The organism is Raoultella sp. T31, assembly GCF_002806725.1.
Classification (GTDB): Bacteria; Pseudomonadota; Gammaproteobacteria; order Enterobacterales; family Enterobacteriaceae; genus Klebsiella; species Klebsiella electrica.
On sequence record NZ_PIBO01000035.1, the window covers coordinates 38,720 to 61,586 of the forward strand.

The following is a 22,867-nucleotide window of genomic DNA, read 5'->3' on the forward strand; positions in this document are numbered from 1 at the left end:
TACCGGACTCAGGCGTTTTTCAGCACTTCGCTGACGATTTCCACCGCTTCTTTCTCGATCTGCTTACGATGTTCTTCCCCCAGGAAGCTCTCGCAGTAGATCTTGTAAGCGTCTTCCGTACCTGACGGACGCGCGGCGAACCAGCCGTTGTCGGTCATCACTTTCAGGCCGCCAATCGATGCGCCGTTGCCCGGCGCGGCGGTCAGACGTGCGGTGATCGGATCGCCGGCAAGCTGGCTGGCGCTGACCATTTCCGGCGACAGCTTAGACAGCGCCGCTTTCTGTGCGGAAGTCGCCGAAGCCTGCAGACGGTTATAGCTCGGCGCGCCGAAGCGGGCAGCCAGTTCGTCGTAGTGCTGCTGCGGGTTTTTACCGGTGACGGCGGTGATTTCTGCCGCCAGCAGGCACATGATGATACCGTCTTTGTCGGTCGACCACGGGGTGCCGTCAAAACGCAGGAACGAGGCGCCCGCGCTCTCTTCGCCGCCAAAACCGAAGCTGCCGTCGAACAGGCCGTCAACAAACCATTTAAAGCCCACCGGCACTTCCACCAGCTTGCGGCCCAGGTCGTTAACCACGCGATCGATCATCGCGGAGGAGACCAGCGTCTTACCAACGGCGACATCCTGGCCCCACTGCGGACGATGCTGGAACAGGTAGTTAATCGCCACCGCCAGATAGTGGTTCGGGTTCATCAGCCCCACCGGAGTGACGATACCGTGGCGGTCATAATCCGGATCGTTAGCAAAAGCCAGATCGAACTTATCGCGCAGCGCCAGCAACCCTGCCATCGCACACTCAGATGAGCAGTCCATGCGAATGGCGCCGTCTTTATCGAGGTGCATAAAGCGGAAGGTTTGATCGACGTGATCGTTGACGATAGTCAGATCGAGTTTGTAGTACTCGGCAATGCGTTTCCAGTATTCGATACCGGCCCCCCCCAACGGATCGACGCCGAGCTTCAGGCCGGCTTTCTGAATCGCCGCCATGTCGACGATATCCGCCAGCCCTTCGATAAACGGCTGCACCAGATCCTGTTCTTTGACATGACCGGATGCCAGCGCCGCATCGAGGGAGATGCGCTTGACGCCCTGCAGACCCGAGGCCAGCAGTTCGTTGGCACGGTTCTCAACCACTTTGGTGACGTTGGTATCAGCCGGGCCGCCGTTCGGCGGGTTGTACTTGATACCGCCATCTTCCGGCGGGTTGTGGGACGGTGTAATCACGATGCCGTCCGCCAGCGGACCGCCTTTTTTGTTGTGCACCAGGATGGCATTGGAAATGGCCGGCGTCGGGGTAAAACCGTTGTTTTCCTGCACGATAACATCAACGCCGTTGGCTGCCAGCACTTCCAGAACCGAAATAAAGGCCGGCTCGGAGAGCGCATGGGTATCTTTACCCACGTAGCAAGGGCCGGTAATCCCGTTCTTCGCGCGGTCTTCAGCAATCGCCTGAGCGATTGCCAGAATATGCTGCTCATTGAAGTTATGGCGCCCTGCACTGCCACGATGGCCAGAGGTGCCAAACTTCACCGCATGCTCCGCGTTGCTCGCTTCCGGCTTCAGTACATAGTACTGTGCAGTCAGCTGAGCGACGTTAATCAAATCACTCTGTTGTGCAGGCTGACCCGCACGCTTATCGATTGCCATTGCCTGATCCTTCTGATGCAAGGTGAATAAAACTAGATAGTGCCGCAGACCTTCTCAATTAATTCCGCTGGGAACTGCATTGACTGCATGATGTGTTCGATCATGCTGCACTTACGACCGGTATTGGTATTGGTGATAACCCACCACGGCGTACCAGGAACCTGTTTTGGTTTGGTCTGGTTACCACTTTTTAGCAGAATCCGTGAATCTTCGGCAAAATAAACGCGAGTGCGCCCGTGCAGAGACTCGGTGGCCTCAGCAAATGCTTTGTTATCTAAGGAGTACAGCGTAGTCAGGACCAGCATAAAGCGGTTCACCGCGCGTTTTTGTTCGGCGTATTCATCAGATAACAGCAGTTCGCGCATCGCGCGGACTTTATCTTTCGCCGGATTCGCGGGCTTCGCTTCGACAGCAGGTGCCGCCGGTGCCGGAGCGGCTTTTACGACCGGTGCGGCAGTCTGGGAAACGGCGGAAAATTTCAGCATGCGCCGTAAAATGTCGGATGCACTCTCGCCAATATGCTGGGTGTGGCTGGCAATATAGCGATAGAGATCATCATCAACTTCAATTGTTTTCATCTTAATCCAGTGCGATATCTTATTCTGAATACAAGTTGTCAGGATTATAAGGACAAATCCTGACCGCGGATAGCGTCAAACCAGGATGGCGGTAAAACTCAGAGAGCTCTGGGTCTTGCAGCCGGATGGCAGAATGTCCAACATAATACCCTAACCCGACGAAGCGAAAAAAAGAACTTTGCCATGAAATTAAATAGCCGCACGCAATCTGCACAAAATCCGCACAATAATTCCCCTGTTGTCCTGGTTCACGGTCTGTTTGGTAGTCTCGACAACCTGGGCATCCTCGCCCGCGACCTGGTGGCCGACTACGATATTCTGCAGGTTGATATGCGTAACCACGGTCTCTCTCCCCGTTCGCCGGAAATGACCTACGCGGCGATGGCGCAGGATCTGGTCGATACGCTTGACGATCGGCAGATAGAGAAAGCCACTTTTATCGGTCATTCGATGGGGGGAAAAGCGGTCATGGCGCTCACCGCGCTGGCGCCGGAGCGCATCGCTGGTCTGGTCGCCATTGATATTGCCCCAGTGGACTACCACGTGCGCCGTCATGATGAAATTTTCAACGCCATCAATGCCGTCACCGACGCCGGCGCCGCGTCCCGTCAGCAGGCCGCCGCGGTGATGCGTGAACATCTACAGGAAGAAGGCGTGATTCAGTTTCTGCTGAAATCTTTTGTTGACGGCCAGTGGCGCTTTAATGTGCCGGTATTATGGGATCAATATCCGCACATCGTGGGCTGGCACACTGTTCCCGCCTGGCCCCATCCGACCCTGTTCATTCCGGGGGGCAACTCTCCCTACGTCACCGATGACTACCGCGATCCCCTGCTCGCCCAGTTCCCGCAGGCGCGGGCGCACGTCATTGCCGGCGCCGGTCACTGGGTGCACGCGGAGAAACCGGAAGCCGTCCTGCGCGCCATTCGTCGCTATCTGACCGCTTTACAGGCTTAACTGGCTAAAAACTGCCCGACCGCGCTGCAGAATGCCCGCGGTCGTTGGCGCAGCGGTTCGCCTGATGTATTATGGCGCGCTATCTGTGTCGGCTATAGCCCGGCAACTTGTTTCCCCGAAGTCACTCTGAATCATGGCAAAAGAACAAACGGACCGTACGACATTAGATTTGTTCGCAACCGAGCGTCGCCCGGGTAGACCAAAGACCAATCCGCTTTCGCGCGATGAACAACTGCGCATAAACAAACGCAATCAGCTCAAACGCGACAAAGTTCGCGGCCTGAAGCGTGTGGAGTTAAAACTCAACGCTGAGGCGGTTGATGCGCTCAACGAACTGGCGGAAGCTCGCAATATGAACCGCAGCGATTTGATCGAAGAGATGCTGATGAACCAGCTGGCAACTCTGCACGGCGGTGATAAAGCCTGAAAATCCTCAAAAAAACACTTTCATGTAGCAGAGTGTGCAGTCGGGCGTGATTGCTGTTTCCGCGCCCTCCCCTGTTCTGCTATGATTGCCGTTATCTGCGGGCATTACGCCACTACCACATCATTAAGTTTCAAGAGGTTATTTTACTCATGGCAATCATCGGCATCTTTTTTGGCAGCGACACGGGCAACACCGAGAATATTGCAAAAATGATTCAGAAGCAGCTTGGTAAAGATGTTGCTGATGTTCACGACATTGCCAAGAGCAGCAAAGAAGATCTGCAAGCCTACGACATCCTGCTGCTCGGCATTCCGACCTGGTACTACGGTGAAGCTCAGTGCGACTGGGATGATTTTTTCCCGACGCTGGAAGAGGTCGACTTTAACGGTAAACTGGTTGCGCTGTTTGGCTGCGGCGATCAGGAAGACTACGCGGAATACTTCTGCGACGCGCTGGGCACCATTCGCGATATCGTTGAGCCGCGCGGCGCCACCATCGTAGGCCACTGGCCGACTGCGGGCTATCATTTTGAAGCCTCTAAAGGCCTGGTGGATGACGATCACTTCGTCGGTCTGGCTATCGATGAAGACCGCCAGCCGGAACTGACCAACGAACGCGTAAGCCAGTGGGTTAAGCAGGTCTCTGAAGAACTGCACCTCGAAGAAATTAAAAACGCCTGATGATTGTGCGGCGTTACCGTAAAGTTTCGCCGCATTAATAGATAGAAGCAATCAAACAAATAGCTACAAGTTTTTAACTTTTAATCACATATCTGTACAATGTCCTCTGATTTAACGAGGTCAGGTGACGCAGTTTGTAGCTGGGGCCTCGTTTTTGACAGCATACAAGGCCCGATACTTGCAGTTTTCATTTGACGACAGCAGTTCTATAATGAGACGCATTGCATCGGGTGATTCTCTGTATTACTTCCGCTGATGGAAGTAGATCGTTTAGCAACAGGACAGATTCCGCATGACTGACAACAATACCGCATTAAAGAAGGCTGGCCTGAAAGTCACACTTCCTCGATTAAAAATCCTGGAAGTCCTGCAGGAACCGGATAACCATCACGTCAGTGCGGAAGATTTATACAAGCGCCTGATCGACATGGGTGAAGAGATCGGTCTCGCTACTGTTTATCGCGTGCTGAACCAGTTTGATGATGCGGGCATTGTGACTCGTCACAACTTCGAAGGCGGTAAATCTGTTTTCGAACTGACCCAGCAGCATCATCACGATCACCTTATTTGCCTCGATTGTGGCAAAGTGATCGAATTCAGCGATGAGTCTATCGAAGCGCGTCAGCGTGAAATCGCCCACCGTCATGGCATCCGTTTGACCAACCACAGTCTGTACCTTTACGGTCACTGTGCGGAAGGCGACTGCCGCGAAGATGAACATGCACACGACGCGCTGGAAAAGTAATTTCCCACCGCGTGAACCGCAAAAAGCCAACCTGACAGTTGGCTTTTTTTATGCGTGGAATCTGCCGCTCGACCTTCCCTCCCGGGCGATGTTGCTTTACTGTGAAATTCCTTTCCGTCTTACCCGAGAATCGACATGGAACTTCGTCAGCTACGTTACTTCGTCCGGATTGTGGAAACCGGCAGCATGGGCAGCGCTGCGCTCGATCTCAATATTGGCGTCTCGGCGCTCAGCCAGCAAATGACACGCCTGGAAAATGAACTCTCCATTCGCCTGCTGCAGCGCACCTCACGCGGCGTCACTCCCACCAATGCTGGCCTGGCCTTTTACTCTCAGGCGCAGCTGGCGCTACGCCATGCTGATGATGCGATCCTTGCTGCCCGGGAAGCTCGCCTGTCCGGGCACGTCAGCGTCGGCATGGCTCCCAGCACCGCATCAATACTGGGGATGCCTTTTATTAATGCGATGCGGGAAAGCTATGCCGATGTTCGCCTGCACGTCGTGGAAAGTCTCTCCGGCAATCTGGAACGAATGATCAACACCCGCCAAATTGATTTAGCCGTCGTTTTCCAGAAAGAGAAAATCCTGCGCTGGAGCGCCAGACCCATCCTCGAAGAACGGCTATTTTTGATTGGAACCTACGCCGTACTGACCGAGATTGCTGACGACACCATTTCCCCCTCGCAGCTGGCGAATATTCCCCTGATTATGCCCAGTCAGGGTCACGGCCTGCGCGGCAGGCTAGAGGCTATCAGCCAGGAACATGCCCTGAAGCTGGACATTGCCGCCGAAATTGATGGTCTGACCCTACTGATGCGCGCCGTGCGCAGCGGTCTTGGAGCGACACTGCAGCCCGGGGCTGCAATTTCCCACCTTGATAAAGAGGCATTAAGAGTGATCGGCGTCCATAACCCGATACTCAGTCGCCCCAACTTTTTAGTGAGCCTGTCTGACGATGAGCTCACTCCGGCAGGCCTCGCCGCCCGCGTGGTGCTCAGCAAAGTCATGCGCCAGCTGGTGGAAACTGGCCACTGGCCTGGGGCCACTCTTTACGCCAACTAAAGAGGTCTTTAGCCGAGCAGCATAGCGCCCACACAACTCCTGCGTATACATTTCAATTACAGATTTAACAATTGGTTAAAGAGTAATGGAGTCTACGATGGTTGATGTACTGGTGATTGGCGGAGGCAATGCCGCGTTATGTGCCGCCTTAACCGCCCGCGAAGCAGGAGCGTCGGTGCTGTTGCTTGAGGCTGCCCCACGCGAATGGCGCGGGGGAAACTCCCAGCATACCCGCAATTTACGCTGCATGCACGATGCGCCGCAGGATGTGCTGGTGGACAGCTATACCGAAGAGGAATTCTGGCAGGATCTCTGGCGAGTCACCGAAGGCAATACCAATGAAGCGCTGGCGCGTCTGGTGATCCGCACCTCGTCGCAATGTCGCGACTGGATGCGCCAGCACGGCGTTAACTTTCAGCCTCCCCTCTCCGGGGCACTGCACGTGGCGCGGACCAATGCGTTCTTCATGGGTGGCGGCAAAGCCCTGGTGAATGCCTACTACCGGAGCGCGGAAAAGCTGGGCGTACAAATTCGTTACAATACGCCGGTGCAGGCGCTTGAGCTACGCAACGGCACGTTTGTCGCAGCCATCGCGGGAGAGGAGCGCATTGCCGCCAAATCCTGCGTACTTGCTGCCGGTGGTTTCGAATCCAACCGCCAATGGCTCCGTGAAGCCTGGGGGGAAAACGCGCGCGGCGAGTGGCCTGCCGATAACTTTCTCATTCGCGGCACCCGCTTTAATCAGGGGGTACTGCTCAAATTTATGATCGATGCTGGTGCAGATATTATCGGCGATCCCTCTCAGTCGCACTGCGTGGCGATTGATGCCAGAGCACCGCTGTATGACGGTGGTATCTGTACCCGCGTGGACTGTGTCTCGTTAGGGGTGGTGGTTAACCGTGACGCGGATCGCTTTTATGATGAAGGCGAAGATTTCTGGCCGAAGCGTTACGCCATCTGGGGACGTCTTGTTGCCCACCAGCCGGGGCAAATTGGTTATTCCATTATCGACAGTAAAGCGATCGGCCACTTTATGCCGCCGGTTTTCCCTGGCGCGCAGGCTAATACGCTGGAAGAACTGGCCCGCCAGCTAGGCCTGGATGCTATGCGCTTTACCCACACGGTGAATCAATACAATCAGGCCTGCCAGCCGGGACAATTCGATCATACCACCCTTGATAACTGCGTAACGGCCGGTCTGACGCCGCCGAAAACTCACTGGGCACGCCCGATCGATACCCCGCCTTACTACGGATATGCCCTGAGACCGGGGATAACTTTCACCTATCTGGGGCTGAAAGTGAATGAACATGCGGCGGTTCACTTCGCCGGACAGCCAAGCCGCAATCTGTTCGTTGCTGGCGAGATGATGGCCGGCAACGTGCTTGGTAAAGGCTATACCGCAGGCGTTGGCATGTCTATCGGCACGACCTTTGGGCGTATAGCCGGCAAAGAGGCCGCCCTGGCCGCAGGTAAGGAGGCGCACCATGAAGCCGCTTGAGAAATTAATCATCGAGGCTCAAATTCTTAGCGAGCCGGAAGCAGAAGTCGAACGCGTCATGCAGGTCTGTAATGCCTGTCGCTATTGTGAAGGCTTTTGCGCGGTGTTCCCGGCGATGACCCAGCGCCTTGAATTCGGTAAAGCAGATATTAATTATCTGGCGAACCTGTGCCATAACTGCGGCGCCTGTCTGCATGCCTGTCAGTACGCGCCGCCGCATGAATTTGCGATTAACGTGCCGAAGGCGATGGCAGAAGTCAGGCTGGAAACGTATCAACATTATGCCCAACCAGCCGCTTTCGGCGCGCTGTATCGCCGGGCGGGCGTGACCGTTACGCTGACGCTGGTCTTTGGCCTGATTCTCTTTTTACTCCTCGCTATGGGGTTGAAAGGCTCGCTGATTCATCCCCCTTTAGCGGGCGATTTCTACCAAATCTTCCCGCACAGTCTGCTGGCGTGGATGTTTGGTTCGGTGTTTATTGTGGCGATCGGTTTGCTCATGGCGGGCGTTATCCGCTTCTGGCGAGAGATCTCTCCCGGCACGCCGCGCTCCGCAGACATTGCCGAGGCCTCACACAACGCGTTGACGCTGAAATATCTTGATGGCGGACACGGCAAGGGCTGTAACGAAGCGGATGATGCCTTTACGTTAATGCGCCGTCGCTTTCACCACTTCACCTTCTACGGTTTTATGCTCTGTTTCACGGCTACCCTGGTTGCGACGGGATATCACTACTTCGCCGGTTGGGAAGCGCCCTACCCGTTTTTCAGCGTTCCGGTGCTCCTCGGCACGCTGGGCGGTATTGGTCTTGTTGTCGGCCCAGCGGGCCTGCTGTGGCTTAATCTGAAACGCTCAGCGCTGCATGGCGACCCGCGGCAGAAGCCGATGGATCGCGGCTTTATATTGCTGCTGTTGCTGACCAGTCTGACTGGCCTGGGACTACTGGCGGGGAGAGAAACATCGTGGATGGGTATTCTGCTCGCCATCCATCTCGGCGTGGTCATGGCACTCTTTTTGACTATCCCTTACGGAAAATTTGCCCACGGATTTTACCGCTGCGCTTCTTTACTCAAATGGGCGATAGAGAAGCGCCGTGGAAAGCAAACGGGGGTCGCTGGCGACTAACCCACACACTCTTACCTCTATAAATACAAGATAAAGACAATGGAGAGCAAACCCTATGACTCAATCCACATCGCGCGCCGGAACCTTCGGCGCAATACTGCGTGTGACCAGCGGTAATTTCCTCGAACAGTTCGACTTTTTTCTGTTCGGTTTTTACGCTACCTATATCGCAAAGACCTTCTTCCCGGCGGAGAGTGAGTTCGCCGCATTAATGTTGACCTTTGCCGTTTTTGGCTCCGGTTTTTTGATGCGCCCTATCGGGGCTATTGTGCTGGGCGCCTATATCGACAGAATCGGTCGACGCAAAGGGCTAATGGTGACCCTGGCGATCATGGGCTGTGGCACGCTGCTGATCGCCCTGGTTCCCGGTTATCAAACCATCGGCATCCTGGCGCCAGTGTTGGTTTTACTGGGGCGGTTGCTACAGGGGTTTTCCGCTGGCGTGGAGTTAGGCGGGGTTTCCGTTTATCTCTCTGAGATCGCCACGCCAGGAAATAAAGGCTTCTATACCAGCTGGCAGTCTGCCAGCCAGCAGGTGGCGATCGTCTTTGCTGCGCTGATTGGCTACGCTCTGAACGCCACGCTGGGGCACGATGAGATTTCCGAATGGGGCTGGCGGATCCCCTTCTTTATTGGCTGTATGATTATTCCGCTAATTTTTGTTTTACGCCGCTCGCTCCAGGAAACGGAAGCCTTTTTACATCGGACCCATCGTCCTGACACCCAGGAGATTTTCACCACGATGGCTAAAAACTGGCGCATCATCGGCGCTGGCACTCTGCTGGTGGCGATGACGACAACCACATTTTATTTTATAACCGTCTATACCCCGACCTATGGAAGAACGGTTTTGCACCTCAGCGCGCGGGATAGCCTGATTGTCACGATGCTGGTTGGCATTTCCAACTTTATCTGGTTACCAATCGGCGGCGCAATTTCCGATCGCATCGGGCGTCGCCCGGTGCTAATGGGCATTACCATACTTGCTCTGCTCACCACATGGCCAATGATGAACTGGCTTACCGCCGCGCCGGATTTCACGCGTATGACGCTGGTGCTGCTCTGGTTCTCGTTCTTTTTTGGTATGTACAACGGCGCAATGGTTGCTGCACTCACCGAGGTGATGCCTGTGTATGTGCGCACCGTGGGCTTTTCGCTCGCGTTCAGCCTCGCCACCGCCATTTTCGGCGGCCTGACGCCAGCTGTCTCTACCGCACTGGTTCAGATGACTGGCGATAAGAGTTCACCGGGATGGTGGTTGATGTGCGCCGCACTGTGCGGACTCGCTGCTACCGCGATGCTGTTTGGTCGTCTAAGCCGCACTTATCAACCGGCGGAATATCAACGCTGAAACGACAACGGGCGGAGATAATGCTCCGCCCGTTTTCACTCTGTCGTCCGTTTTATTTCGTCGTGTTGTTGCTGCGAATCTCTTTCCAGATGCGATCGCAACGCGCTTTCACCGCCTGGTCGTTACCGGTACGGGTTGCCTGAATACACTGTTGGTAATCGAGAACGCGCACGCTTTCCTGGTTGGCAAACGCCTGATGCTGTTTCTCTTCTTTCAGCACGTCCAGAACGCTCTGGCAGGCCTGAACCTTGTCCGGGTTGCCTTCTGCCGTATTGATACAGGCGCTATAAGCCTCTTTTAGTTTCGAATCTTCCTTCGGCGCGGGAGCCTGCGTGCAGGCAACCAGACCCGATGCCATAACCGCGATGAGCAATAGCTTCTTCATAATTAACCTCTCAGGTTTGCGGCAGGTTTACATCTGCCGCAGCGGCATCAGAAAATAGTAAACGGAGCAATAACTATGAACTTCACGTCACGCTCATCCTGGAAGATGTTGCCATAGCCACCGCTCCAGCTCGGGATATCGGAGTGGTTGTCGTATTGGGTAAAGTGCAGTTTAAACAGCGTTCCTTTTGCCCGGCCGTCCTGTACGGTGTACATGGCATCGAGGCTATACGCGGACTCTTCCAGACGTTTGTCCGGATTGTAGTAGGCGTCCGGCGTGGACATTCTGCCCGGTTTGGCATCCCATGCGTAGACGTAAGACGCGCCAAATGCCCAGCCCGGCATATTCCAGTTTTTCATGTCATACATCGCGCCGAAGAAGACCGCTTTTTCACCGTTGGCGTTGAAGTCAGAACGGTTATCCCACCATATATCAAGGCGACCGTTAGAAGAGGCATAGGTCGGGGTCATACGTTGCAGGAAGTAGCCCTGCTGGCCTTCAGCTTTCACCCAGGTGCCTTCCAGACGCAGATCGAGGACGTCAGCGACCTTGTAGCCAAAGGTCAGCGCCTGCAGCCAGGCAGTACCGTCGTAGATATCGTTCACACCGCCGTTACTGACTTTGTCACGCGTGCCGTAGAACTGGTAGCTGGTGTTTAACGGCGTACCCGCGATATCAAATTTGTAGCTGGCCTTGGCAAAATACTGGTCAATATAGCCTTCAGCCTGACCAAACGCCGCTTCCAGCACGAGGTCATTTTTAAAATCGTATTTGGCGCCCAGTGAGTGTAGATAATCGACTTTGGTTTTCTTGTCGTTCTGGTAGAAATTATCCATCTCGATGTGCCATGGCGCTTTGTATTCGTTGGTCCACATATAGGAGAAACTCAACGCGCCGGCGTCACCGTAATCAAAGTTAGCCCCGGCTTCAGCCCCCTGGTAAGTGCCCGGCATAAAGCTCCAGTGCGGAGCCAGCAGCGTTTGCCCGGTTGGCTGGATATAACCGCCGCGAGCCCATACCGGGCCATATTTAAATTTCGCCGCCGCTTTATACAGGCTGATCCCGCTCTTATCGCCAGAGTAATCTTCGTCGTAGGCTTTATTCTTCGAGGAGAAGGCAATTTCGTTCGGGTGAGCGCTTTCGCTGCTTTCCGCCATTTCAATCGCGGTGAAGGCAGCCACGTCAATACCAAACATATCAGCGGCATAGCCGGACTGGAAATCCAGATTGGCGTTCCAGGTCGAATGGGAAAGGTTGGTTTTGTATTTATCGCCGTCGGTCACATCCTTCCGGTCGCGCTCACGCTGCCAGTAGTAGATGCCGCCGGTTAAAGTGGAATCATCAATAAAACCTGCTGCGCTGGCCTGCGGAACAGCGATCCAGCCCGACATCGCGGTGACGGCGGCAATAGCCAACACCAGCGTACTACGTTTGCCACTAAACGTACGCATGTGCATATCCTCTTTGACGTTTTAAAAATGCGGTGCCAAAGGCAAGCCGCGAAAAAATAAATAAGACTGCGAAAAGTGGAGCGGTAAAAACCGCATAACCACTGTTGATAGACTATTTTTCGTGACGCGAATTATCAATCTCTTTCGCCGATCAAAACTTAAGATTATGACAAAGCGCACATATTCTATTTCTTTTTGTAACAACACTTCCCCTCATACTCTTTCATCGTAAGTAATTACTAAATAGAAAGAAAATTGAGAATGAAAGCGCTTACAGCCGTTTTATGTCGCGGGGGGAGGCGTGGCGGGTCTGGCAGAGATGACACACAGCAAACAAGATTAATTCGCATCGCGAAAATAACCAACTTAATCCACTGATTTCAGGATAAAAAAAACGCCGCGAAATGCGGCGTTTTACTCAGAAACGACGGCCGGGCCGCGACGAAAAAGTTACTCGCCGGCTTTAGCCCAGGTATCACGCAGGCCAACGGTGCGGTTAAACACCAGATGCGTTGCGGTTGCATAGCGGCTATCGAGACAAAAATAACCTTCACGCTCAAACTGATAGGCCTTGCTGGCCTCCGCAGCGGCCAGGCTCGGCTCGGCGAAGCCCTGCTTGATCACCAACGATTCAGGGTTCATCACCGCCAGGAAGTCTTCTTCTGCCCCCGGATTCGGCACGCTGAACAGACGATCGTAAAGACGGATTTCAACCGGCAGCGCGTGTGCTGCGCTCACCCAGTGAATCACGCCCTTCACCTTGCGGCCATCGGCAGGATCTTTGCTCAGCGTATCGGCATCATAGGTACAGAAGATGGTGGTGATAGTACCTTCTGCATCCTTCTCTACGCGCTCGGCCTTGATCACGTAGGCGTTACGCAGGCGCACTTCTTTACCCAGCACCAGACGCTTGTACTGCTTATTCGCCTCTTCACGGAAGTCGGCGCGGTCAATCCAGATCTCAGCACTAAACGGTACTTCGCGGCTACCCATCTCCGGTTTATTCGGGTGATTCGGCATCGTCACCCTTTCGCTTTCGCCCTGCGGGTAGTTTTCGATGACCAGCTTAACCGGGTCGATAACGGCCATGGCGCGCGGCGCGTTTTCATTGAGATCTTCGCGGATGCAGGATTCCAGCGATGCCATCTCAATGGTATTGTCCTGCTTGGTCACGCCAATGCGCTTGCAGAACTCGCGGATGGACTCAGCGGTATAGCCACGACGACGCAAACCGGAAATGGTCGGCATACGCGGATCATCCCAGCCTTCCACGTGCTTCTCGGTAACCAGTTGATTCAGCTTACGCTTGGACATCACGGTATATTCGAGATTCAGACGCGAGAATTCGTACTGACGCGGGTGAACCGGGATGCTGATGTTGTCCAGCACCCAGTCATACAGACGGCGGTTATCCTGGAACTCCAGGGTACACAGGGAGTGCGTAATGCCTTCCAGCGCATCGCTAATGCAGTGCGTGAAGTCGTACATCGGATAGATGCACCACTTGCTGCCGGTCTGATGATGATCGGCAAATTTAATGCGGTACAGCACCGGATCGCGCATGACGATAAACGGCGAAGCCATATCGATTTTGGCGCGCAGGCAGGCTTTACCCTCTTCAAAACCACCGGCACGCATTTTTTCAAACAGCGCCAGGTTCTCTTCCACGCTGCGATCGCGATACGGGCTGTTTTTACCCGGCGCTTTCAGCGAACCGCGGTATTCGCGAATTTCATCCGCCGACAGTTCGTCAACATAGGCCAGGCCTTTGTTGATCAGCTCAACGGCATACTGGTGCAGTTGGTCAAAATAATCAGACGAGTAGCAAACATCCCCGGACCAGTGGAAACCTAACCACTGCACGTCGTTTTTAATCGACTCTACGTATTCGATATCTTCTTTCACCGGGTTGGTGTCATCGAAACGCAGGTTGCATTGGCCCTGGTAATCCTGAGCAATACCAAAATTCAGGCAAATAGACTTCGCATGGCCAATGTGCAGATAACCGTTCGGTTCCGGCGGGAAGCGAGTATGAACGGTGGTGTGCTTACCAGTAGCCAGATCTTCATCGATGATCTGACGAATAAAGTTAGTCGGGCGGGCTTCTGCCTCACTCATCGTGGGTTCCTCAAAGCTTAAACAACGTATAACGGCACATGATCTTACAAGCGGGGCGTTGAGACAACTATTAGTTACTGAAAATACGTATCTGAAGAAGCTTATGGGGTCAGATGCGCCAAAAAAAAGCGGCGGAGGTTTCCCCCGCCGCTCAGGCATAAACGTGACTCAGGAGCCTTATTTACCTTTAATCTCATACAGCGGCGTCTGGCCTGCCACAACCTTACCGGTTGCCTGAATCACCAGCGCACTGTAATCGTCGCTGTTGCTGCACACGACCGGACTGATCATTGAACGGGCATTGGCATTCAGGAATTTCAGATCCATTTCCAGAATCGGCTGACCGGCTTGCACTTCTGCGCCTTCTTCAACCAGACGTTTGAAGCCCTGGCCGTTCAGCGCCACGGTGTCGATACCCATATGGACGACGATTTCCGCGCCATTTTCGGTTTCCAGACAGAACGCGTGGTTGGTATTGAAGATCTTCACGACGGTACCCGCAGCCGGAGCCACGACGGTTTTGTCGGTCGGTTTCACCGCCACGCCATCGCCGACCGCTTTGCTGGCGAAGGCTTCATCAGGCACCTGCTCCAGCGCAACGATATCACCGGTAATCGGCGAAACCAGCGCCGCGATGGTTTTGGCGTTAGCCACGGCCTGCGGTTTTGCCGTCGGAGCGGCGGCGGGCGCAGCGTGACCTTCTGCCGCGGCTACCGGCCCCGTCGTTTTCATCGCGTTAGCGATTTTTTCCGCCACGAAGCCGACAATAATCTGTACGCTCGTTTTGTTCAGGCGAATCACGCCAGATGCGCCCAGACGTTTCGCCAGCGCTTCGTTCACCAGAGAAGAGTCCTTAACGTTCAGACGCAAACGGGTGATGCACGCATCGATACCGGTCAGGTTGTCAGAACCGCCGACGGCGGCGATGTACTGACGTGCCAGACCCGTCACATCCTGCTCTTTGCCACTGCTGACATTCACATCCTGACCATCCGCTTCACTACCGGCAACGGCCAGTTCGCGCCCCGGGGTCATCAGGTTGAATTTGGTAATGGTGAAGCGGAAGATCACGTAGTAAATAACGAAGAAGACCAGACCCTGTGGGATCAGCATATACCAGTGGACCGCCAGCGGGTTACGGGACGACAGTACCATATCCACCAGACCGGCGCTGAAGCCGAAACCGGCAATCCAGTGCATGCTGGCAGCGATGAAGACCGAAATACCGGTCAGCACGGCGTGAATGACATACAGCACCGGGGCAACGAACATGAAGGAGAATTCCAGCGGTTCGGTGATCCCGGTAAAGAAGGCAGCAAAAGCACCCGCCATCATAATACCCAGCACTTTCGCCTTGTTCTCAGGACGCGCGCAGTGGTAAATAGCCAGCGCCGCCCCCGGCAGACCAAACATCATGATCGGGAAGAAGCCCGCCTGGTAACGACCGGTGATACCCACAACCGCTTTGCCTGCTTCGATAGACTGCGCGCCGCCGAGGAAGTTAGGAATATCGTTGATACCGGCAACGTCAAACCAGAACACCGAGTTGAGCGCGTGGTGCAAACCGACCGGAATGAGCAGACGGTTGAAGAACGCATACACACCCGCACCGACAGAACCCAGCTTCTGGATATGCTCACCGAAGTTCACCAGACCGTCGAAGATAACCGGCCAGATGTACATCATGATGAACGCGACAGCGATCATCACAAAGGAGGTGAGAATCGGCACCAGACGGCGACCGCTAAAGAAGGAGAGCGCTTTTGGCAGCTCAACACCGCTGAAGCGGTTATACAGCTCTGCGGAAATGATCCCCACGAGGATGCCCACGAACTGGTTGCTGATCTTACCGAATGCCGCAGGAACCTGATCCGCCGGAATCTTCTGGATCATGGAAACCGCAGCCGGAGAGCAGAGCGTGGTCAACACGAGGAAGCCCACAAAACCGGTTAGCGCCGCAGCGCCGTCTTTATCCTTAGACATACCATAAGCCACACCAATGGCGAATAGTACGGACATATTGTCGATGATCGCGGAACCGGATTTAATGAAGAACGCTGCCAGCGCGTTGCTTCCACCCCAGCCTACCGGGTCAATCCAGTAACCGACACCCATTAATATCGCTGCCGCCGGCAGCGTGGCGACCGGCACCATAAGCGCGCGGCCAACCTTTTGCAGATAACCTAGAATGCTCACTTTATTCCCCCTATGAGACCCCGATAAGGCTCATTCAAAGCCACTTTTTTATTGTGTAACCAGGTTGGTTTTTTAACTTACTTGCAAAGTGTGTGGAAAATTAATTCGTATCGCAAATTAAATGCGTACTTTTTGTGACCATAATCACCAAATATCGTATTAACCCCTCCCTTCGGCTGGCTAACATCGAAAACTTATTTTATCATTCAAAAAATCAACACGGATTGACCCCGCTGGTCGTAGTCACTGTAATACTCTTAATGGTATGCCGGCGCCAATCCGCCAGGTTCTAATTTAACTATAGAGGTGAAGAATGAGACTGATCCCCCTGGTAACCGCTGAACAAGTCGGCAAATGGGCCGCTCGCCACATCGTTAACCGCATTAACGCGTTCAAACCGACAGCGGACCGTCCGTTTGTCCTGGGTCTGCCTACCGGTGGTACGCCTCTGACCGCTTACAAAGCGTTGGTTGAAATGCACAAATCAGGCCAGGTTAGCTTTAAACATGTTGTGACCTTCAACATGGACGAATACGTTGGCCTGCCGAAAGAGCATCCGGAAAGCTATCATAGCTTCATGCATCGTAACTTCTTTGATCACGTTGATATTCCGGCAGAAAACATTAACCTGCTGAACGGCAATGCGCCAGATATTGATGCAGAATGTCGTCGTTACGAAGAAAAAATCCGCTCCTACGGTAAAATCAACCTGTTTATGGGCGGCGTCGGCAACGACGGGCATATCGCGTTCAACGAACCCGCCTCTTCACTGGCCTCCCGCACCCGTATTAAAACCCTGACTCATGAAACCCGCGTGGCAAACTCACGCTTCTTCGACGGCGACGTGGATCTGGTGCCGAAATATGCGCTGACCGTGGGCGTGGGCACCCTGCTGGATGCGGAAGAAGTGATGATTCTGGTACTGGGTCACCAGAAAGCGCTGGCGCTGCAGGCGGCGGTTGAAGGCAACGTCAACCATATGTGGACCATTACCTGTCTGCAGCTGCACCCGAAAGCAGTTATCGTCTGCGACGAGCCGTCCACCATGGAACTGAAAGTGAAGACATTGAAATACTTCAATGAATTAGAAGCCGAAAACGTCAAAGGGCTGTAAGGTAGTCTCGTCCTGCGGCCTCTCCGCGGGACATTTCATTTTTTTGCTACACCAGCTCTGCCAGGCGGCATCAGATCAACCCTGTAGAAGCCAGCCTGCCGCAGAGCGTGTGTGAACCGGGGGTCGTAATGTATGCATTAACCCAAGGCCGGATTTATACCGGTCATGAAATTCTGGATGACCATGCGATTATCATCGCTGATGGCCTTATCGAACGTATCTGTTCACTGGCTGATTTGCCGTCTGAGATTGAGCAACGCTCGGTCAATGGCGCCGTTCTTGCCCCCGGTTTTATCGACGTGCAGCTGAACGGCTGTGGCGGCGTGCAGTTTAACGACAGCCCTGACGCCGTCACCGTCGAAACGCTGGAAATTATGCAGAAGGCCAACGAACGTTCTGGCTGCACCAGCTATCTGCCGACGCTGATTACCTCCAGCGATGATTTGATGAAACAGGGCGTGCGCGTCATGCGCGAGTACCTGCAAAAACATCCGAACCAGGCGCTGGGTCTGCACCTTGAAGGCCCGTGGCTGAACATGGTGAAAAAAGGCACGCACAACCCGGACTACGTTCGCCTGCCGGACGCGGCGCTGGTCGATTTTCTGTGTGAAAATGCCGATGTGATAACCAAAGTGACGCTCGCCCCTGAGCGCGTCAGTAGCGAGGTGATTCGTAAACTGGTGGCTGCCGGGATCGTGGTTTCCGCAGGCCACTCCAACGCCACGCTGAAAGAAGCGAAAATCGGTTTTCGCGCGGGCATCACCTTCGCCACCCATCTGTACAACGCCATGCCGTATATTACCGGGCGTGAGCCGGGCCTGGCTGGTGCGATTTTCGACGAGCCGGATGTTTACTGCGGTATTATCGTCGACGGTATGCACGTTGATTATGCTAACGTGCGCAATGCAAAACGCCTGAAAGGCGACAAGCTGTGCCTCGTCACTGACGCCACCGCTCCGGCGGGCGCGCATATTGACCAGTTCATTTTTGCCGGTAAAACAATATACTACCGGAACGGGCTGTGCGTGGATGAAAATGGTACCCTCAGCGGTTCTTCGCTGACCATGATTGAAGGTGTCCGCAATCTCGTCGAACATTGCGGTATCGCGCTGGACGAAGTGTTGCGTATGGCAACCCTCTACCCCGCGCGCGCCATTGGCGTAGAGAAACAGCTCGGCAGCATCGCACCGGGAATGGTCGCTAACCTGACCGCCTTCACCCGCGATTATAAAATCATCAAGACCATCGTTAATGGTAACGAGGTCGTCACTGAGTAAGTAAAGAATGACAGCAGGCGGACATGCTCAAATTGGTAACGTTGATCTCGTAAAACAGCTGAACAGCGCGGCCGTGTATCGGCTCATTGACCAGCACGGCCCCATTTCACGCATTCAGATTGCGGAACAAAGCCAGCTTGCCCCTGCCAGCGTGACGAAAATCACGCGTCAACTGATTGAACGCGGGCTGATCAAAGAAGTCGATCAGCAGGCCTCTACCGGAGGCCGCCGCGCTATCTCAATTATTGCGGAAACCCGCAACTTCCATGCTATCGGCGTGCGCCTTGGCCGCTACGACGCGACCCTGACCCTGTATGATTTAAGCAGCAAGACGCTGGAAGAAGAACATTTCCCGCTGCCGGAACGTACGCAGGAGACGCTGGAACATGCGCTGCTGAACATCATTGCGACCTTTACTGAAAGCTGCCAGCGCAAGATCCGCGAACTTATCGCTATCTCGGTGATCTTACCCGGGCTCGTCGACCCGGAAAGCGGCGTGATTCGCTATATGCCGCATATTCAGGTCGAGAACTGGGGGCTGGTTGAAGCACTGGAAAAACGCTTTAAAGTCACCTGTTTTGTGGGTCACGATATTCGCAGCCTTGCGCTGGCGGAGCACTACTTTGGTGCGAGCCAGGATTGCGAAGACTCTATTCTGGTGCGCGTCCATCGCGGCACCGGCGCGGGAATCATCTCCAACGGCCGTATTTTTATCGGCCGTAACGGCAACGTCGGCGAGATAGGCCATATTCAGGTCGACCCGCTGGGTGAACGCTGTCACTGCGGCAATTTTGGCTGCCTTGAGACCGTCGCGGCCAACGCGGCCATCGAACAACGCGTGCGCCACCTTCTTGAACAGGGCTACCAAAGTAAACTGACCGCGGACGAATGCACGATCAAAGCCATCTGCAAAGCCGCCAATAAAGGCGACGCCCTGGCCTGCGAAGTCATCGAATATGTGGGGCGTCACCTCGGTAAAACCATTGCTATCGCCATTAACCTGTTTAATCCGCAAAAAGTGGTGATCGCCGGCGAAATAGTCGAAGCAGAAAAGGTCCTGCTACCCGCGATCGCTGGCTGCATTAACGCTCAGGCACTGAAGGCGTTTCGCAAGAATCTGCCGGTCGTTCGCTCCACGTTGGATCACCGCTCCGCAATCGGCGCTTTTGCGCTGGTGAAACGCGCCATGCTCAACGGTATACTGCTCCAGCGTTTGCTGGAAAGCTAACGCGGCTATATAGTTTCGCCTTTCTTCAACGATGTCGGACTGTCCATGACCATTCAAAACGTAATCTGTGATATTGACGGCGTGCTGATGCACGACAATGTGGCCGTGCCGGGCGCTGCTGAATTTATCAAACGCATTCTTGAGAAAGATATGCCGTTGGTGATGTTGACCAACTACCCTTCCCAGACCGGGCAGGACCTGGCAAACCGCTTTGCGACCGCCGGGATCGACGTGCCGGATAGCGCCTTTTATACCTCCGCGATGGCCACCGCTGATTTCCTGCGCCGTCAGGAGGGCAAGAAAGCCTATGTGGTCGGTGAAGGCGCGCTGATTCACGAGCTTTATAAAGCCGGCTTTACCATTACCGACGTCAATCCGGATTTTGTTATCGTCGGTGAAACCCGCTCCTTTAACTGGGAGATGATGCATAAAGCGGCCTTCTTTGTCGCCAACGGCGCGCGCTTTATTGCCACCAACCCAGATACTCACGGTCGCGGCTTCTATCCGGCCTGCGGCGCTCTCTGCGCCGGAATTGAGAAAATCTCCGGCCGCAAGCCGTTCTACGTGGGAAAACCCAGCCCGTGGATTATCCGCTCTGCGCTGAATAAGATGCAGGCGCACTCCGAGCAGACGGTTATCGTCGGCGACAATCTGCGTACCGATATCCTCGCGGGTTTCCAGGCCGGTCTGGAAACCATTTTGGTTCTCTCCGGCGTATCGACGCTCGACGATATCGACAGCCTGCCGTTCCGGCCGTCGTGGATCTATCCGTCGGTTGCCGAAATTGATATTTTCTGAATAAAACCACGTCCTGAGACGTGGTTTTTCATTTATCACGCCTGAAAAAAGAATCTCATCTAATAAAAACAGCCAATCACTGAACATCCATCAATAAAGCTGCTTAAAACATGCTCTTTTTTTAATATTCAGTAATCGTCATTGCGTTTTTTCTTTTACTGACCGTAAATCTCTTGCGCCCTCCTCTCCTTTACGGCATTTTCTTAGACATGCACTGAGACCTCGCGATAAGACGACGTCTGCACAACATCACAACACGACAGGGTAATGGAGAAGGTTATGTGTTCTATTTTTGGCGTACTGGATATTAAAACTGACGCAGCTGAGCTGCGTAAAAAGGCACTGGAACTTTCCCGCCTGATGCGCCACCGCGGCCCGGACTGGTCCGGCGTCTACGCCAGCGATAAAGCTATTTTGGTCCATGAGCGTCTGTCTATTGTCGACGTGAACGCCGGGGCCCAGCCGTTGTACAACGCGCAAAAAACCCACGCGCTGGCGGTAAACGGCGAAATTTATAACCACCAGGCGCTGCGTGCGGAATACGGCGACCGCTATACCTTCCAGACCGGCTCCGACTGCGAAGTCATTCTCGCCCTGTATCAGGAAAAAGGCGCGGCATTCCTCGACGATCTGCAGGGGATGTTCGCCTTCGCGCTGTACGACAGCGAACAGGACGCGTATCTGATTGGCCGCGACCATATCGGCATCATCCCGCTGTATATGGGCCACGACGAGCACGGCAACTTCTACGTCGCCTCAGAAATGAAAGCGCTGGTTCCGGTCTGCCGGACAATCAAAGAGTTCCCGGCGGGTAGCTACCTGTGGAGCAAAGACGGTGAAATCCGCCAGTACTATCAGCGCGACTGGTTTGACTATGATGCGGTAAAAGACAACGTCACGGATAAAAACGAACTGCGTCAGGCGCTGGAAGAGTCCGTCAAAAGCCACCTGATGTCTGATGTGCCTTACGGCGTGCTGCTGTCCGGTGGCCTCGACTCGTCGGTCATCTCCGCTATCACCAAAAAATTCGCCGCTCGCCGGGTTGAAGATCAGGAACGTAGCGAAGCCTGGTGGCCGCAGTTGCACTCTTTCGCCGTCGGCCTGCAAGGCTCGCCGGATCTGAAAGCCGCGCAGGAAGTCGCCAACCATCTGGGTACCGTCCACCACGAGATCCACTTCACCGTGCAGGAAGGTCTGGATGCCATCCGTGACGTTATCTATCACATCGAAACCTACGATGTGACCACCATCCGTGCATCGACGCCGATGTATTTAATGTCGCGTAAAATCAAAGCGATGGGCATCAAAATGGTGCTGTCAGGCGAAGGTTCTGATGAGGTGTTCGGCGGCTATCTCTATTTCCATAAAGCGCCAAACGCCAAAGAGCTGCATGAAGAGACCGTACGTAAGCTGCAGGCGCTGCATATGTTTGACTGCGCCCGGGCAAACAAAGCCATGTCAGCCTGGGGGGTGGAAGCGCGCGTTCCGTTCCTCGACAAACAGTTCCTTGACGTCGCGATGCGTATTAACCCGCAGGACAAAATGTGTGGTAACGGCAAAATGGAAAAACATATCCTGCGTGAATGTTTTGAATCCTATCTGCCGGCCAGCGTCGCATGGCGCCAGAAAGAGCAGTTCTCTGACGGCGTAGGCTACAGCTGGATCGATACGTTAAAAGAGGTTGCGGCGAAACAGGTCTCCGATCAGCAGCTGGAAACCGCCAGCTTCCGTTTCCCGTACAACACACCGTCGTCTAAAGAAGCGTACCTGTATCGTGAAATCTTCGAGGAGCTGTTCCCGGTACCTAGCGCGGCCGAATGCGTACCTGGCGGCCCGTCAGTAGCCTGTTCATCGGCTAAGGCGATTGAGTGGGACGAAGCGTTCAAAACCATGAACGATCCGTCAGGACGCGCCGTTGGCGTTCACCAGTCAGCTTATAAATAAACAATTTGCATCACCAACGGACCCCGAGGGGTCCGTTTTTTTATGGCTTTTTTTACCGCTGAAAAACGATAAATAACCAATAATTGCCGATTATTCCATCACGCTGTTCGCAACCTAACCAAACAGTCACATTCCGGCGATTTTCATTGAAAAAGGGGTTGACGCTCGCAGGCCCAATACGCATAATGCGCCCCGCAACGCCGATAAGGTAACGCGAAAAAAAGATGGCTACGTAGCTCAGCTGGTTAGAGCACATCACTCATAATGATGGGGTCACAGG

The 22,867-nt window shown here is 54.2% G+C and carries 19 protein-coding genes; 13 read left to right on the forward strand and 6 right to left on the reverse strand.

Translation table 11 applies throughout. The features are described 5' to 3' along the window. Positions 1 to 8: 8 nt before the first annotated feature. The gene (gene pgm / locus CWM52_RS19925) at positions 9 to 1,649 is read right to left on the reverse strand and encodes a phosphoglucomutase (alpha-D-glucose-1,6-bisphosphate-dependent) (protein ID WP_100685669.1); all 1,641 of its coding nucleotides are present in this window, start codon (positions 1,647 to 1,649) and stop codon (positions 9 to 11) included. 32 nt (positions 1,650 to 1,681) lie between these two features. Beyond that, positions 1,682 to 2,227 (reverse strand): replication initiation negative regulator SeqA, encoded by a 546-nt coding sequence (seqA, locus tag CWM52_RS19930; RefSeq protein ID WP_100685670.1) that lies wholly within the window; start codon positions 2,225 to 2,227, stop codon positions 1,682 to 1,684. Positions 2,228 to 2,410: 183 nt separating this feature from the next. On the opposite strand from seqA, the gene ybfF reads away from it, so the two are divergent. The 8 genes from ybfF to CWM52_RS19970 all read left to right on the forward strand — a co-directional run bounded on the left by ybfF (position 2,411) and on the right by CWM52_RS19970 (position 10,076). Continuing rightward, on the forward strand, positions 2,411 to 3,184 hold the full coding sequence (ybfF, locus tag CWM52_RS19935) for an esterase (protein ID WP_100685671.1): 774 nt from the start codon (positions 2,411 to 2,413) through the stop codon (positions 3,182 to 3,184). Between the two features lie 133 nt (positions 3,185 to 3,317). Then, positions 3,318 to 3,611 (forward strand): LexA regulated protein, encoded by a 294-nt coding sequence (gene ybfE, locus CWM52_RS19940; RefSeq protein WP_100685672.1) that lies wholly within the window; start codon positions 3,318 to 3,320, stop codon positions 3,609 to 3,611. A gap of 149 nt (positions 3,612 to 3,760) precedes the next feature. Beyond that, positions 3,761 to 4,291 (forward strand): flavodoxin FldA, encoded by a 531-nt coding sequence (fldA, locus tag CWM52_RS19945; protein WP_206057729.1) that lies wholly within the window; start codon positions 3,761 to 3,763, stop codon positions 4,289 to 4,291. 292 nt (positions 4,292 to 4,583) lie between these two features. Then, positions 4,584 to 5,036, forward strand: a complete 453-nt coding sequence (gene fur, locus CWM52_RS19950) for a ferric iron uptake transcriptional regulator (RefSeq protein ID WP_015584881.1) — start codon at positions 4,584 to 4,586, stop codon at positions 5,034 to 5,036. 135 nt (positions 5,037 to 5,171) lie between these two features. Beyond that, positions 5,172 to 6,098 carry a tricarballylate utilization LysR family transcriptional regulator TcuR gene (gene tcuR / locus CWM52_RS19955; RefSeq protein ID WP_100685674.1) on the forward strand — a complete coding sequence of 309 codons (927 nt, stop codon included), beginning with the start codon at positions 5,172 to 5,174 and terminating at the stop codon, positions 6,096 to 6,098. A 97-nt stretch (positions 6,099 to 6,195) separates the two neighbouring features. Continuing rightward, positions 6,196 to 7,599: an FAD-dependent tricarballylate dehydrogenase TcuA gene (gene tcuA / locus CWM52_RS19960; RefSeq protein ID WP_100685675.1), complete on the forward strand. Its 1,404-nt coding sequence runs from the start codon at positions 6,196 to 6,198 to the stop codon at positions 7,597 to 7,599. After that, a complete protein-coding gene (tcuB, locus tag CWM52_RS19965; protein WP_100685676.1) occupies positions 7,586 to 8,725 on the forward strand; it encodes a tricarballylate utilization 4Fe-4S protein TcuB in 1,140 nt (379 codons plus the stop codon). Before tcuA ends, tcuB begins: the two co-directional genes overlap by 14 nt. Before the next feature lie 55 nt (positions 8,726 to 8,780). Beyond that, on the forward strand, positions 8,781 to 10,076 hold the full coding sequence (locus tag CWM52_RS19970; protein ID WP_100685677.1) for an MFS transporter: 1,296 nt from the start codon (positions 8,781 to 8,783) through the stop codon (positions 10,074 to 10,076). A 52-nt stretch (positions 10,077 to 10,128) separates the two neighbouring features. Here the strand turns inward: CWM52_RS19970 and chiQ are convergent, their stop codons facing one another. The 4 genes from chiQ to nagE form a co-directional block, all read right to left on the reverse strand. After that, the gene (gene chiQ, locus CWM52_RS19975; RefSeq protein WP_100685678.1) at positions 10,129 to 10,461 is read right to left on the reverse strand and encodes a ChiQ/YbfN family lipoprotein; all 333 of its coding nucleotides are present in this window, start codon (positions 10,459 to 10,461) and stop codon (positions 10,129 to 10,131) included. Between the two features lie 47 nt (positions 10,462 to 10,508). Continuing rightward, positions 10,509 to 11,912 carry a chitoporin ChiP gene (chiP, locus tag CWM52_RS19980; protein WP_100685679.1) on the reverse strand — a complete coding sequence of 468 codons (1,404 nt, stop codon included), beginning with the start codon at positions 11,910 to 11,912 and terminating at the stop codon, positions 10,509 to 10,511. A gap of 450 nt (positions 11,913 to 12,362) precedes the next feature. Further along, positions 12,363 to 14,030 (reverse strand): glutamine--tRNA ligase, encoded by a 1,668-nt coding sequence (gene glnS, locus CWM52_RS19990; protein WP_100685680.1) that lies wholly within the window; start codon positions 14,028 to 14,030, stop codon positions 12,363 to 12,365. Between the two features lie 177 nt (positions 14,031 to 14,207). Beyond that, positions 14,208 to 16,226 carry an N-acetylglucosamine-specific PTS transporter subunit IIBC gene (gene nagE, locus CWM52_RS19995; RefSeq protein ID WP_100685681.1) on the reverse strand — a complete coding sequence of 673 codons (2,019 nt, stop codon included), beginning with the start codon at positions 16,224 to 16,226 and terminating at the stop codon, positions 14,208 to 14,210. Between the two features lie 313 nt (positions 16,227 to 16,539). Between nagE and nagB the strand changes: the two genes are divergently transcribed. The 5 genes from nagB (at position 16,540) to asnB (ending at position 22,587) form a co-directional block, all read left to right on the forward strand. Then, entirely contained in the window at positions 16,540 to 17,340 is an 801-nt protein-coding gene (gene nagB, locus CWM52_RS20000; RefSeq protein WP_004859594.1) for a glucosamine-6-phosphate deaminase, read from the forward strand. A gap of 128 nt (positions 17,341 to 17,468) precedes the next feature. Next, positions 17,469 to 18,617: an N-acetylglucosamine-6-phosphate deacetylase gene (gene nagA / locus CWM52_RS20005; RefSeq protein WP_100685682.1), complete on the forward strand. Its 1,149-nt coding sequence runs from the start codon at positions 17,469 to 17,471 to the stop codon at positions 18,615 to 18,617. Between the two features lie 7 nt (positions 18,618 to 18,624). Beyond that, positions 18,625 to 19,845, forward strand: coding sequence for a DNA-binding transcriptional regulator NagC (gene nagC, locus CWM52_RS20010; protein ID WP_100685683.1), 1,221 nt, complete (start codon positions 18,625 to 18,627; stop codon positions 19,843 to 19,845). A 45-nt stretch (positions 19,846 to 19,890) separates the two neighbouring features. After that, positions 19,891 to 20,643 (forward strand): HAD-IIA family hydrolase, encoded by a 753-nt coding sequence (locus tag CWM52_RS20015; protein WP_015584887.1) that lies wholly within the window; start codon positions 19,891 to 19,893, stop codon positions 20,641 to 20,643. 279 nt (positions 20,644 to 20,922) lie between these two features. Further along, positions 20,923 to 22,587: an asparagine synthase B gene (asnB, locus tag CWM52_RS20020; RefSeq protein ID WP_100685684.1), complete on the forward strand. Its 1,665-nt coding sequence runs from the start codon at positions 20,923 to 20,925 to the stop codon at positions 22,585 to 22,587. Positions 22,588 to 22,867: the final 280 nt, after the last annotated feature.